The organism is Tateyamaria armeniaca, from assembly GCF_045797845.1.
GTDB lineage: Bacteria > Pseudomonadota > Alphaproteobacteria > Rhodobacterales > Rhodobacteraceae > Tateyamaria > Tateyamaria armeniaca.
This window is the reverse complement of the sequence record NZ_JBHDIY010000002.1, coordinates 4,002,641-4,015,417: the sequence shown is the minus strand read 5'-3', so window position 1 is coordinate 4,015,417 and position 12,777 is coordinate 4,002,641. Positions and strand designations below refer to the sequence as shown.

Here is a 12,777-nt window from a genome sequence, read left to right as displayed (position 1 = left end):
AGCAGGTGCGGGGCCGACCACTCGGCCAGCCCCGCTTTGCAATCACGCGTTTTCCTGCACGGACACCGTGTCGGCCACGTCAGTAGCCTTGAGCGGGCGCAACAGCTTGTCGTTTGTCGCCTTCAGGGTCATCAACTGGAACACGGCGGCGACAAGGTGGCGGTAGTTCTTGAACTTGAACTTTGCCGATTTGTCCTTGCTGACTTTCTCCGCCAGTTTTTTCGCCGCTCCGATCGCCTTGGGACTGCTGGTCCCGTCTTTGGCGACTGCGAGGGCGATCAGCCTGCTGGCCTGAATATCGTCCTCACCCAGGCAGTAGTGCTTGGCAAAGGCGGCCCAATTCGCATTGTTGGCATGCCAGTTGGTCAGCTTGATCTGCCCGGGCGCAGACACGGCCCCGGTGTCGCTTTCAAGTGCGCTGATCTCGGACGGGCTGTTTTTCCTAAGCTGTCTCAGAGCGGCACTCAGAATGTCCTTGGGCGGTATTGCCGCTTTCTCTCCGCCAAGCTTTTCCATCGTTTCGGCCACGGTGATGGCATGGCTTTTGGCGCCTTCATTGTCATCGTTGCCCAACATGCCTGCGATGTTGGCGACCTCGCGCTGGAGATAGGTTCTGAGCTGTCTGGGGCTTGCACCGGCACCACCGGCACCCGGATCAGTGTCACCATCATCTGCGCCCGCACCGGCGTCCGATCCGCTGCCATCATCTGATCCGGCATCGGGCTGCACGGTGTCATCGTCTGGAAACGGATCGGGGGCGCGGGGTGGGCGTGGTTGACCATCGCCGGGTGCGCCCGGGAACGGATCGTTGCCATCGTCGCCGTCCTCAGCGTCCGCATCCGCATCGTCAAGACCGTTGAGGTCGACGCCCACAGGTCCGGTATCCGGGAACGGTTCTTCCTGTGGCTCGACATCGTCGGGGAACGGGTCGGCAGTGGGGCGCGGAAGCGGATCGGCGTCTGCTGCGGGTTCGGGGAACGCATCAGCCTCGGCAGCTGCCCTGCGCTTGGCCTTGACGAGGCGGATCACCTCGGCCGCAATCTGCTGGACAGGGGTGCCCGGCGGGCACTCACCGTTGGCGGCCATGGCGGCCATCAGAGTCTTTACCGCCTTGGTGATTTTGGCCTGATCACGCCCGGGCAGCAACGCTTCGATCGCTGCAATATGATCGGGGTAATCCTCGACTTGGCCATAGGCGGGCGGCGGCGGCAGATCGCTCTCATCCAATGGCGGCGGCGGAGGTGGAACATCCTCGTCCTCATCAAGGGGTGGAGGAGGGGGCGGCACGTCTTCATCACTTGGCGGGGGCGGGGGCGGCATGTCATCCGCAGCGGGTTGGGCTGTTGCCTCCACATCTTCGTCCGCTGGTGGGGCGGGCGGGATATCTTCTTCTTCTCCGGGGGCCAACGGGTCTGCATGCGCCGGCAAAAGCTTTTCCCTGTCCAGCCGTCTCAGAAATGTTGCGGGCGTGCCGCCTTTGCCGATGGTGGCCTGAAATTCGGTCACCAAATCCCACAGGGCACGACCGTCGCCACGGACTTTCTTGAAGGCCTCGTAAAACGCCTCAGTCGCCCTGATATCGGGCGTGTTCAGGGTATCGGCGATGTTCATGGCGACACTCTCTTCGGGGGCGGACAAAACTCCGTTCGCCAGCAGGATCTTGACTGCATCCTGTGCTCGCATCGTGCTTTTCTGCCCTTTGAGGTAGTCCTGAAAGATCGACCACGTGCGCAGCGTCTCGCCTTCTTTTTCGAAATTCGCGATGGCCCTTTCCAGCAGAGGCGAGTCCCCCAAACCCAACACGCGCGCCGCCAGTGCGCGGCCCGTGACAACGGGGTCGTCCACAACCGTATAGGCATCGTCCGCATTGCCCTGATTGACGTTGACGTGATGGTCCAGAAATACCTTATGCGCCCAGAATTTGCCGGACACGTGCTCAGCATTCAACAGTGACAGAAGCTCGGTCTGGATGGACCCGAACAGGGAATACCAGAACGGCGAATTCCAGTCCCGCTCTTCGGCCAGTTTCTTTGCAATTGCGCGTGCGTTGTGGCCGACATTTACCGGGTATTCGCCGTCATAGCTGATAAACTTGCGATACATCTTGCGCGGATCAATGGGTTGGCGCATCGCCATCAGATATTCATAATTGTCGTCCAGTTTAGTGGCCTGGCAATATTCGTGCAAAACGGGGGCAAGGGCCGGGTCGGCCACAATGGTGTAGAATGTGTTCGGGTAATCGATGTTGCCGATGCGTCTCATGAATTTTCTCCTGCGGATATCAAGTTCGGGGGTTTGGCGGTTCCACTAGGCACGTGCGATCTGATGGGTGCGCATGCGGGTGGCGGTGTTCATTTCCTTGTCAAACGGCGCGGTGTGTTCCGGCCACGAAAGGGAAACACGCAGACCTGTGGATCTATTCACGACAGGCGTCGATTTTGTTGCAATGCATGCGATCAGGCGGGCAAAACCACCCTGACCGCTATGCACACTATGGCTCGGCACTCCATCTGGGCGATCGCGGGCACTGCCGACGGTCAGTAAGTGTCGAAGAAATGATGCGCGGCCTGATCCTGCCGCAGGATTGGATCATCCGGTTGGAAACGTGGGGCAAGCTCAGCTTTGATGCATGAGCGTTTGCGGGACACGAAAGGCATGTCGCCGTTCATCCCGTGTTCAAGTGGCGATCTTCTCCGGGATGTTCTGCGTGTGTTTAAGCGCGACATCACGGTGCTGCCCATTGATGCCAATGTCGCTGAGTTTGCGCAGGAGTTGGACTGCCCGTAAGTTCAACGCGGGCAAAGATTTTCCATACGTTTTTGGGCGGCGGCGGACGCATAGCAGTGTGTGTTCCCAAGTCGCTACTTTGCTGTGACGGCTGGAAGTTGGTGTCTGGACACACGAGTCCCTTCTCTCGCACCGCCCGTCCAAGCGTCGAACTCTTGATGATAGGCCAACTCAATATTGAGCCACGACAGATCGATTTGAGGGACGCCTCAAAACGCGGGCCTGTGTCATTGCACCTTGCCGTATTGAGCCCGGAGTGCAGAACCCTGCCACGCAAAAAACGGTGTGAGGTGATACTGCTGACAAATCCTGGCTGCGGCGTATGCCATCCTAGAGTTGCCTGATGCGGGAGAGAAAAAATGAGCAGCATCCAAGAATATGAATCTCAGTCCGGAAAACTGATCCCCGTTTTTCGAGTGGAGATAAACACGCGACCTGATGATGCGGAACGGTTGTTGGATGCGATCTTCAAGGTTCATCCGCTTGCCGTTGGCGCTTACGAGCGGAATGCGACCGTAACCGCTCAGGGAGCGGAGACAGGAAGACCGGGAGAACAGACTGTTACGCGAATTCACAACAAGGATTTCGAGGCTGATGGCACCGAAGTCTATCCCTCGGTTGAGCTGAAGGTCTCTTTCGAGCGTGATATGCAGTTACTCCAAAAGATCATGGAGGCCGTTCTCCACGCTCATCAATACGAGGAGCCGATCATCCACGTCCGCGAGGAATGGGCGAGCCGTGCAAACTACACGCCAAGGAACGATAATCCTAACCGCTGGTGGAACGACGGGCGCGGCACGCCCGAGATGGTTTCGCTTGACCAGAGTCGTAGATAGTTGGTCATCAATAACGGGAAACTCCCGCACGGCTGACCTCACCCCAACTGCGCGGCAATGTCCTTTGTCTGTGCGTACAACCTGCGAAACAATCGGTGCGCGTCGTCATATACCGAACTCGGCACTGCCCGGATCGTCTCGACTACGGGGTTGCATTGCGCAATGTCGCCGCGTTCTACCAGCCCCACGGCAAGGGCCGCCAGAAACGCATCGCCATAACTTGCACCGGTCGTCTTTTCGCAGACGATCTGATCAATCCCGGTGATGTCTGAGGTCGCCTGAAGCCACAGCGCATTCTTAGTTCCGCCCCCGACGGCCAGCAACCGTTCGGGCCGCTGGCCCAGTTCTGCGAACGTGTCGGTCACGTGGCGGGTGCCGTGCGCGATCCCTTCGATCAGGGCGCGGTACATGTCGCCGCGGGTGTGGGTGAGGTTCAGCCCAAAGAGCGCGCCCTTGGCATGCACATCGTGGATCGGGGTGCGCTCGCCGGAAAAATAGGGGAGCATCAGCAACCCATTGGCGCCGGGAGGAGAGGCTGCGGCTTCTTCGGCCAGCGTTGGGAACGCCTCGCTGACATCCAGATCGCGTGCGATCTGATCGCGGAACCAGTGGGTGAGGGTGCCCGAGGTCGCAAGGCCCGCCATCGAGGCATGTTCGCCCTCAAAGAGCCACGGCGCGTACCAGATGCGCGGGTCGGTCACGCGAGCGGCTGCGCGCAGGATGATGAAGATGGTCGAGCCGTACATCATCATCATGTCGCCGGGTTGATCCACACCGACCGAGAACGCCTCGGCGGCCGCGTCGATGGTGCCTGCGGTGACGGGCGTGCCGGGGGAGAGGCCGGTTTCGGTTGCAGCCTTTTGTGTGATCTGACCGGCGATTTCGTTGGACCACATGAGGCGCGGGAGTTTGCCGAGGGCGATGATGTCGTCGGCCAGATCATCGACCCATGTTTGCGTGGTCACATCGTAAAGGGGCGAGAAATTGGCCGCTGTGTAGTGGTCGATCACCACCTCTCCGGTCAGCCGTTGCACCAGAAAGCTGGTGGAGGTGAGGATATGCTCGGTTTGGGCGTAGGTTTCGGGGCGGGTGCGTTTGAGCCATAGGATTTTTGGTCCTACTGATTGTGACGTCAGCGCGTTGCCGCAGCGTGCGATGATTGTGTCCTCACCGATGCGGTCTGTCAGTTCGCTCACTTCCGCCTCGGCCCGGCCATCTACGCCGTAAAGGACGCCGTTCATCAGCGGTTTGCCGTTGTCGTCCACGGGCAGCATGCAGGGGCCGATGGCGCTGCAGGCAACGGCCTTTATTTCGGACGGGTCCACGCCACTGTCGGCCAACAGCGCACGCGTCACATGCACGAAATCGCCCCACCAGTCTTCTTCGGGCCGGTGTTCGGCCCAGCCGGGTTGCGGCACCAGCATCTTGTGCCCGCGTGCGGCCTGCGCGTGGATCACACCATTTGTATCCACCAGAACGCCTTTGGTCTCGTAGGTGCCGATGTCGATGCCAAGCGTGTAGGCCATCAGGTGTAATCATCCCGTTCCAGCGAAAAATCCGGCCCAATCCGGGCAAGGCCAGCGTCCAGCAACTGCGCGAGCGCCACCAGATCGTTCAGATCGCAGACCTCGCGCGCGGAATGTGAATAGCGCATGGGGTAGCCGAGATCGATTGAGGCAACCCCGTTACCCACAAGCTGCACATAGGACAGGTCCGTCAGCACTCCGACTTGTGCACTGCGTTGCAGGGGAATGTTCTGGGCCTCTGCGGTTGTTTCGAACAGATGCACCATCGCCGGGTGCGGGATTACACCGTTGAGCGTGCCGCGCCCGTGAAAGGAATAAAGGCTCATCCCCGGTCCGCCGCCCAGCACCATATCACCGCGCGCATCCATGTCCGGCGTATCGGTGGCGAGCATCAGATCGAGCTGGATGGCGATGTCTGGCTGGAGGGATTGGGCGAGCGGCAGAGCACCGCGCAGGTTGAACTCTTCGAGCACGGTGAAGGCGAGGTGGACGGGTGGGCCGGATGTGCGGTCCTTGAGGTGGCGCGCGATTTCGAGCAGCACGGCGCAGCCCGCGCGGTCATCGACGCTAGTGCCCATGATGCGGTCATCTGCGAGCGCTGTGGCGCGCGGGGCGTAAACTACCGGCGATCCGATGCGGATGCCTGCAGCCTCAACGTCCGTGGCTGAGGCGATGCCAGTGTCCACGTAGAGGTCGGCATAAGGTGTGACGGTGTATTTCTCGGCCGGGGTCGTGGCGTGGTGGCTTTTGTTGGCGATGACACCGGGCACGTCGTGACCCTCGCCAACGCAGATCAACACCTCTTGGGCGGCCAGCGCGCGTTCGGGCACACCGCCCAGCCGTTCGAGACGGATCAGGCCGTCGGCTTCGATGCGGCGCACGATGAAACCAAGCTGATCCATGTGGGTGAACAGCATGACGCTGGGGCCTGTCCCCGGGAAAGTGGCGACCAGATTGCCAAGGCGGTCTGTCTGCGAGGTAATGCCCATCCCATCCAGCCGATCCCGTATGGCGTGGCGTATGCGATCCTCGTGGCCGGACAGGCCCGGCACCAGCATGAGGTCAATTAGGTCGGTTTTGATCCGTTCTTTCATCCGCGTACCGCCCGCACCCGGTCCATGAAATCGCGCGCGCGGTCGGGGTCAATCGCGTTCCATGTGTCGCCGTCGACCTTGAGGGAGGACCCCACGATGCAGCCATCGGCGATGCGCAAAACATCCGCTACCGTATCGTGCTTGACCCCGGTATTGGCCATAACGGCGATGTCGGGCAACACGGCCTTGACCGCCTCCAGATCAGACAAAGCCGCGGCCTCTCCGGTGATCTGGCCGGACACAAGAACTGCGTCGGGGATTGATGAAAACACAGCACTGCGTGCGCGATCGGGCAGGGGGCGTCGATCAAGCGAATGGGCGAATTCGGCCGAAACATTGAACAGCATGGCCATGTCGGGCCGCCCCAGCCGGTTGCGATAGCGCATCGCGGCCCCTGCATCCGGGATCCACGGCCCCATGTCGGAGGCATAGGTGCCGGTGAAAATCTCTCGCACAAAATGCGCACCGGTGGCGGCACCCAGCGCCACACTCGACATCGGATCCCACAGCACGTTGACGCCAAAGGGCACGGTGATCTCGGATTTCAACGCGCCGATGATGGCGGCCATGGTCGCGGTCGAGGCGGTGTCGACCTTAAATTCGTAAGGGCGGTCGTTTTCGTTGCCGAACATCACCGCATCGAACCCGGCCTCTTGCAACGCCAGCAAGTCCGCACGTGCGCCCGCCACGAGGTCAAAGGCTGGGTCAAACAGGGGCGTACCCGGCAAGGCCCCGATATGGACCATGCCAATGACAGGCTTTGTCCGCCCGAACACCCGCTCAAAATTCGCTGTCATGATGTCTGCTCTCCCCACGGCAACTTTATGGTCAGGTCCCTGTTCACGCAAAGGAAATGTGGGCTAGAGTTGGATCAACGAAACGGAGGTATGGATGGCTTTGAAAACGCGGCACTGGGACAGGCTTGGCAATGGCGGGCTGACATTCACGGAACTCGGCTTTGGCACGGCGCCCCTCGGCAACCTTTACAAGGCGATCACGGATGACGAGGCGCGCGCTACCCTTGATGCGGCATGGGACGGGGGCGTGCGGTACTATGATACTGCCCCGCTTTACGGTCTGGGGCTGTCGGAAACGCGGCTGAACCCGTTTCTACGCGACAAGCCACGCGACGACTACGTGCTGTCCACCAAGGTCGGGCGGCTGATGCAGGCCTGCGCGCCCGAGCATCGTGCGGGCGAGGGCAAGTGGTTCGAAGTGCCCTGTCGGCGGGAGCAATATGATTACACCTATGACGGCGTCATGCGGTCCTTCGAGCATTCGTTTTCCCGCCTTGGCGTGGATCGCATCGATATCCTTTATGTCCACGATCTTTGCATCTTTTCCCATGGTTCCAAGGAAATCTCGGACATGCGGATCGAGGAATTCTTTGGCGGGCGTGGATACGATGCCATGGTGTCCTTGCGTGAACAGGGGTTGATCAAGGCCATCGGCGGCGGGGTGAACGAGTGGGAAGTCTGCCAGACGCTGGCCGAACGGGGTGATTTCGATCTGTTTTTGCTGGCGGGGCGCTACACGCTGCTGGAACAAAAGGCGCTCGACAGTTTCCTGCCACTCTGTGAGGCACGCGGGATCGGGATCGTGACGGGTGGCCCTTACAACTCCGGTATCCTTGCGACGGGCGCGCGGCAGGGGGCCTATTACAATTACGAACTGGCCCCGCAGGACGTACTGGACCGGGTGAAAGCGATCGAGGATGTGTGCGCCGCACATGGCGTGCGGATGGTTGACGCCGCATTCCAGTTCCCGCTGCTGCACCCGGCGCATGTGTCGGTCATTCCGGGCGGGCAGGGGGTTTCGGAAACCGAAGGCAACCTGCAGGCAGCCCATGCCGAGATTCCGGCAGGCCTTTGGGCCGACCTCAAGGCCAAGGGGCTGCTGCGCGAGGACGCGCCCACGTGAAGATCGACGCGCATCAGCATTTCTGGCAACCGCTGCGCGGCGATTACGACTGGATGCCGCAGGACAACGCCATCTTGAACCGCGCCTATGCGCCGGATGATCTTGCGCCCACGCTGGACCAGATCGGCATTGATGGGACAGTGCTGGTGCAGGCCGCCGCCACGATCAACGAGACGGAGTATATGCTGGGTCTTGCGGACGCCACGCCCACGATCAAGGGCGTGGTGGGCTGGATAGACTTCGAAAACCCTGCCGATTTTGCGCGTCTGACCCGTCTGGCGGCGCATCCGAAGTTTCTGGGGGTGCGTCCGATGATACAGGACATCCCGGATGTGGATTGGATGCTGCGCGACGATGTGCAGTGGGCCTACGCGGCGCTCATTGATCTGGACCTGACCTTTGATGCCTTGGGCTTTCCGCAGCATTTGCCCAACTTTCTGACGCTGATCAAACGCTATCCCGAGATGCGCGTGGTTTACGACCACTGCATGAAGCCGCAAATCCGCGACCAACGCGCCGGGCTGGATGCGTTTTCAAAATGGGCGGAGGGCATGTCGGCTCTGGCAGAAGAGACCGATGGAGTATGCAAATTCTCAGGGCTGGTGACGGAGGCGGATGACGGCTGGTCCATTGATGATCTGCGCCCCTTTGCCGATCACGTTCTGAACGCCTTTGGGCCTGCGCGGGTCATGTGGGGGTCGGACTGGCCCGTGTGCCGTTTGCAGGCGGAATACCGGGATTGGCACAGCGTAGCACAGTCGCTGACGGACACTCTGTCCGCAACTGAGCGGGCTGACATCTTTGGCGGAACAGCGGCACGGTTTTATCGGCTGGCATGAGCGGCGCGGAACGCCTCGACGCTGGCGCGATCAATCCGGGCGCGCGCGCTGTCCTCCGTGGACACGTGCATTGCGGCAGCGGCTTGGGCAAAGGCGATGGCCTCTGCGATGCTTTGGCCACTGTTCACGCAGGCCGCCAGCGCGCCGACGAACATGTCACCGGCCCCATGGCTTGATACCACATCGACGGGACAGCCCGGATAAGACTGCCCGTCAAAGACAACACCGTTCGCCCCAAGCGTGGTCAACACCCGCGCAAATCGTGCGTCGCGTTCATAAAACTCAGCCTCGACCCGGTTCACGATCAGCAAGTCTACCGTCGCTGCCAAATCATCCGACAGGGGGCGGGCAGGGGCGGCGTTCAGCCAGACTTGCGCGCCTGCATCCCGGGCTTTTCTTGCGACGGCACAGTTGACGGCCTCGGGGATTTCGTTTTGCAACACGACCAGTGATGTACCCGGCGCCACTCCGATCTTGTCTGCCTCAATGTTCAGGTTCGCCGCTGACACGGTCACCGCGCCGTAATCACCATCTGCATTCAGGATCGCCGCACTCATGCCGCTGGGGCCTTCATCGCGTTGCAGTTGGGACGTGTCTATGCGGCTGGCCATCAGTGTGTCGCGGATCATGTCGCCAAACCGATCCGACCCCGCGCGTCCGGCAAAAGACACCTCTGCCCCCATTTGGGCGGCGGCGCGCGCCTGATTGCCCCCTTTGCCGCCGAACACGTAACCGACCGAACTGCCCGTCACCGTTTCGTCCAGCGCGGGCAGGTGCGGGGCGCGCAACACCACGTCCAGATGCAGCGATCCGGCAACCAGAATGCTCACGACAGCATCGCCGCCTGCACCAGACGCATGGCGCGCGGCGCGTCCTGTCGCGCGATGGCCGACTGAAGATCGGCGTTGCTGACCAGGTCCGCCGCGATCTTGCGCAAGCGCCCGACCACGTCGATATTCGTGCGCGCCTCTTCCACCGGATCGAGGCCGGAATGGTCGGGAAACGTGTCGAAATAAAGCGCGCCGTCATATCCAATGCGCTCCAGTTCGACCAACAACTCGATGGTCTGGATCGGGTGTACGGCCCCCACCATCAACCCGTTGTCCCACTTGCTGTAGCCGTCGTTCAGATGCACGCCCAGGATTCGCGAATGGCGCGCCACCAGTGCGGCGGCGAAGGCGGGCATTTCGTCGGCATAAAGCACGTGGGCAAAATCGAGGGTGACGCCGGTGTTCTTGCGCCCGATCTCGGTAATTGCCAGCAGTGTTGTGGCTGCATCCGGCATCAGGGCAAAGGCGCGGGGTTCATTGGGTTTGTATTCCAGCGCGATATCAAGGGCCGGGTTATGATCGGCAACCTCGGCCATCGCCGCGATCGTGTGATCCCACGCGCGGGCATAGTCCATCTGAAAGGAGTAATCGAACCCGTCCTGCCCCATCCAGAGGGTCATGAGGTTGCCACCCATTTCGGCCAGCACATCCAGCCCGCGTTTCGTTTCATCCAAGGCGGCGCGCCGTACCGCAGCATCCGGATGCGTGAACGCCCCCAGCTTATAGCCGGGGTCCGTGTAATAGCGCATCGCCATGCCGTTCAGCACCATGCCGTTGTCATCCAGCGTGCGCGACAGATCACTTGGGCGGTCGTGTTCAAAATGATCGGGGTAGTTCAGATCGGCCGCGTTCAGCCCGGCGGTTGCGGCGCGGGCCAGCAGATCGGACGTGGTCACCGTGTTCTTGCCGGGCCAGTAATCCGCCGCCCCGATCTTGAAGGCGTTGAGACGAGCGGCGAAGCGGGGAGGGTTTCTATCTGTCATGTCAAACCCTAACCGTTTGCGTGTGACAGGTGCAATTGGGCGGGGCCTCGAATGCGGTTCCCAATGACCTCTGCGTCACCCGGTATTGCGCAGGATGCTATCAAAGAACGCGTCGATCTTGTCGTGCGCATCAAGGGGCACAACGTCCGACACGTATTGGTCGGGCCGGACAATCACCGCCGCACCGCATGTTCTGTCGATCCCGCGCAGATCGAAAATGTCTGGGCCAGCCGGTGCGGGGCAAAAGACCTTTTCATAATCAGTGAGGTGCAGCCGCCCTTTCTGCGGCGTCAAAAGGCCGGGCACTTGCGTAAGATCCATATCGCGGTGGGCGTGCTGGAACACAGCCCTGACATCAATCACGCTGTCGATGTCGGCAGCGGGCGGCGTGACACGGGCGATCAGACCTTGCGGACTGGACAGATGATGGCATAGGCGCTCAACCGGGCCGCCTCTGGCTCCGTCATCGCCTTGCGGTGCGAACAACACAATCCGCCAGCGCCCGTCCGCAGTGAACGCATGGGCCAGATGCATAGGCCGCGCATCGGCCAGACGCACGACCGGCGCGGAATGAAACCGCTTGCCCACCACATACCCTCGGGCAAGGGCCTGATGTCGCGGTGTCGCGGTGATCAGGGACGGCGTGTAGCGGGTTTCCACACCTGCCGTGTACCGCCCATGTTTTTGAAAATATTCCTGAAACAAAGCGGCTTCGGCTGCATCGCGCGGTTTTGCACTGAACAGGCGGGCCATGTCGCGATCAAATTCGATCAGCTCTTTCGCCTTTGCATGCCGCTCCTCTGAATAAGTCTGTAGCAATGCGGGTTCCGCCTGTCCGCGCAGCACTGCTGCAAGTTTCCAGCCAAGATTGAAGGCGTCAGCCATGGACACATTCATGCCCTGTCCGGCCTTTGGACTGTGTGTGTGGCAGGCATCCCCGGCGATGAAGATGCGGGGCTGATGCCCAGCAAGATCGCCATCATCAAAGCGGTCACACAGGCGTTGGCCGATTTCGTAAGCCGACCACCACGCGACCTCTGCCGCCTCAATCTGATAGGGCGCCATGATCTGCTGTGCGCGCGATATCAGTTGATCCGACGTGACACCCCGGTCGGCGGCACGCTCACCATCGCCCAACGCGTCAAGTTCGATGTACAGGCGCACCATATAGCCGCCCTCGCGCGGGATGATCAGAATACTGCCCGCATCCTGCGACTGGATTGCGCATTTCAGCCGGATATCAGGAAAATCCGTGCGCGGCAGAATGTCCATCACGCCCCAGAGTTGTCGGGCGGATTGCCCTTCAAGGGCGTGGCCCATCTGCGCGCGCACCTTGCTTCGCGCGCCGTCACACCCGACCAGATAGCGGGCCCGAATGACCTCTGTTACGCCACTGCCATCGGCGTGTGCAAAGGTTGCCGTCACCGGGTGGTCGGCATCGTCCGTCCGCTCAAGCGAGACGAGTTCGCGGTTGTAGTCCGGGACCAGTCTGCGCTGCGCATTGCGCATGACTTCAAGATAGAAATCATGAATCCGCGCCTGGCTGAGAATGACGTGGGGCATTTCGGACAGGTCGTCTTCGACGTCCTGAATGCGGTCGGCGCGCGCGATCCCGGTTGCGTCCCGGGCGGGCCGCCAGAACGTCACCTCGTTGACCCAATACCCTTCCTTGACGACTTTTTCGGCAAAGCCGAAGGCCTGAAACATCTCGACAGACCGGCAGGCAATGCCGTCGGCCTGGCCCACTTCCAGCGGGCCGGGCTTGCGTTCTGCAATCCGCACCGTGACGTCGGGAAATTGCGCAAGCTGGGCGGCAAGGGTCAGTCCGGCGGGGCCGCATCCCACGATCAGGACATCGACAGTGTCAAGTGGCGGCTGCGTCACTTCGGGTTGTTCGGCGACCGAAGGATCGCCGGTTCGAAATCCGTTCAAGTGGAACTGCACGCGCTACCCCCGATGATC

At 61.1% G+C, this 12,777-nt stretch carries 11 protein-coding genes; 4 read left to right on the top strand and 7 right to left on the bottom strand.

Translation table 11 applies throughout. The features are described 5' to 3' along the window. Positions 1-42 precede the first annotated feature (42 nt). Positions 43-2,262, bottom strand: a complete 2,220-nt coding sequence (locus ACERZ8_RS20335) for a regulator of G-protein signaling domain-containing protein (protein ID WP_407593998.1) — start codon at positions 2,260-2,262, stop codon at positions 43-45. Positions 2,263-2,438: 176 nt separating this feature from the next. Here ACERZ8_RS20335 and ACERZ8_RS20330 point away from each other — a divergent pair, with 176 nt between their 5' ends. Both ACERZ8_RS20330 and ACERZ8_RS20325 read left to right on the top strand, forming a co-directional pair. Continuing rightward, complete coding sequence (locus tag ACERZ8_RS20330; RefSeq protein ID WP_407593997.1) at positions 2,439-2,633, top strand: hypothetical protein; 195 nt, start codon at positions 2,439-2,441, stop codon at positions 2,631-2,633. A 513-nt stretch (positions 2,634-3,146) separates the two neighbouring features. Continuing rightward, entirely contained in the window at positions 3,147-3,623 is a 477-nt protein-coding gene (locus tag ACERZ8_RS20325) for a hypothetical protein (protein ID WP_407593996.1), read from the top strand. A 38-nt stretch (positions 3,624-3,661) separates the two neighbouring features. On the opposite strand, the gene ACERZ8_RS20320 is transcribed toward ACERZ8_RS20325, so the two are convergent. Genes ACERZ8_RS20320 through ACERZ8_RS20310 form a run of 3 tightly spaced genes read right to left on the bottom strand, consistent with a single transcriptional unit; the run spans position 3,662 to position 7,040 of the window. Further along, complete coding sequence (locus ACERZ8_RS20320; protein ID WP_407593994.1) at positions 3,662-5,149, bottom strand: FGGY-family carbohydrate kinase; 1,488 nt, start codon at positions 5,147-5,149, stop codon at positions 3,662-3,664. Further along, entirely contained in the window at positions 5,149-6,243 is a 1,095-nt protein-coding gene (locus ACERZ8_RS20315) for a M42 family metallopeptidase (RefSeq protein WP_407593993.1), read from the bottom strand. Before ACERZ8_RS20315 ends, ACERZ8_RS20320 begins: the two co-directional genes overlap by 1 nt. Beyond that, on the bottom strand, positions 6,240-7,040 hold the full coding sequence (locus ACERZ8_RS20310; RefSeq protein ID WP_407593991.1) for a BtpA/SgcQ family protein: 801 nt from the start codon (positions 7,038-7,040) through the stop codon (positions 6,240-6,242). The genes ACERZ8_RS20315 and ACERZ8_RS20310 overlap by 4 nt, the downstream gene beginning before the upstream one ends. Before the next feature lie 94 nt (positions 7,041-7,134). Between ACERZ8_RS20310 and ACERZ8_RS20305 the strand changes: the two genes are divergently transcribed. Then, positions 7,135-8,163, top strand: coding sequence for an aldo/keto reductase (locus tag ACERZ8_RS20305; RefSeq protein WP_407593989.1), 1,029 nt, complete (start codon positions 7,135-7,137; stop codon positions 8,161-8,163). Further along, entirely contained in the window at positions 8,160-9,002 is an 843-nt protein-coding gene (locus ACERZ8_RS20300; protein ID WP_407593988.1) for an amidohydrolase family protein, read from the top strand. The genes ACERZ8_RS20305 and ACERZ8_RS20300 overlap by 4 nt, the downstream gene beginning before the upstream one ends. Here the strand turns inward: ACERZ8_RS20300 and ACERZ8_RS20295 are convergent. From ACERZ8_RS20295 to ACERZ8_RS20285, 3 genes are all read right to left on the bottom strand, one after another. Next, positions 8,987-9,832 carry a PfkB family carbohydrate kinase gene (locus ACERZ8_RS20295; protein ID WP_407593987.1) on the bottom strand — a complete coding sequence of 282 codons (846 nt, stop codon included), beginning with the start codon at positions 9,830-9,832 and terminating at the stop codon, positions 8,987-8,989. The genes ACERZ8_RS20300 and ACERZ8_RS20295 overlap by 16 nt on opposite strands. Continuing rightward, positions 9,829-10,815 (bottom strand): TIM barrel protein, encoded by a 987-nt coding sequence (locus tag ACERZ8_RS20290; RefSeq protein WP_407593985.1) that lies wholly within the window; start codon positions 10,813-10,815, stop codon positions 9,829-9,831. The genes ACERZ8_RS20295 and ACERZ8_RS20290 overlap by 4 nt, the downstream gene beginning before the upstream one ends. A 75-nt stretch (positions 10,816-10,890) precedes the next feature. Further along, on the bottom strand, positions 10,891-12,759 hold the full coding sequence (locus ACERZ8_RS20285; protein WP_407593984.1) for an FAD-dependent monooxygenase: 1,869 nt from the start codon (positions 12,757-12,759) through the stop codon (positions 10,891-10,893). Positions 12,760-12,777 lie beyond the last annotated feature (18 nt).

Excerpts from the sequence above, each read along its gene's own strand:
- ACERZ8_RS20335 (WP_407593998.1), bottom strand. The coding sequence starts at position 2,262 with ATGAGACGCATCGGCAACATCGATTACCCGAACACATTCTACACCATT.
- ACERZ8_RS20325 (WP_407593996.1), top strand. The coding sequence starts at position 3,147 with ATGAGCAGCATCCAAGAATATGAATCTCAGTCCGGAAAACTGATCCCC.
- ACERZ8_RS20320 (WP_407593994.1), bottom strand. The coding sequence starts at position 5,149 with ATGGCCTACACGCTTGGCATCGACATCGGCACCTACGAGACCAAAGGC.
- ACERZ8_RS20315 (WP_407593993.1), bottom strand. The coding sequence starts at position 6,243 with ATGAAAGAACGGATCAAAACCGACCTAATTGACCTCATGCTGGTGCCG.
- ACERZ8_RS20310 (WP_407593991.1), bottom strand. The coding sequence starts at position 7,040 with ATGACAGCGAATTTTGAGCGGGTGTTCGGGCGGACAAAGCCTGTCATT.
- ACERZ8_RS20305 (WP_407593989.1), top strand. The coding sequence starts at position 7,135 with ATGGCTTTGAAAACGCGGCACTGGGACAGGCTTGGCAATGGCGGGCTG.
- ACERZ8_RS20290 (WP_407593985.1), bottom strand. The coding sequence starts at position 10,815 with ATGACAGATAGAAACCCTCCCCGCTTCGCCGCTCGTCTCAACGCCTTC.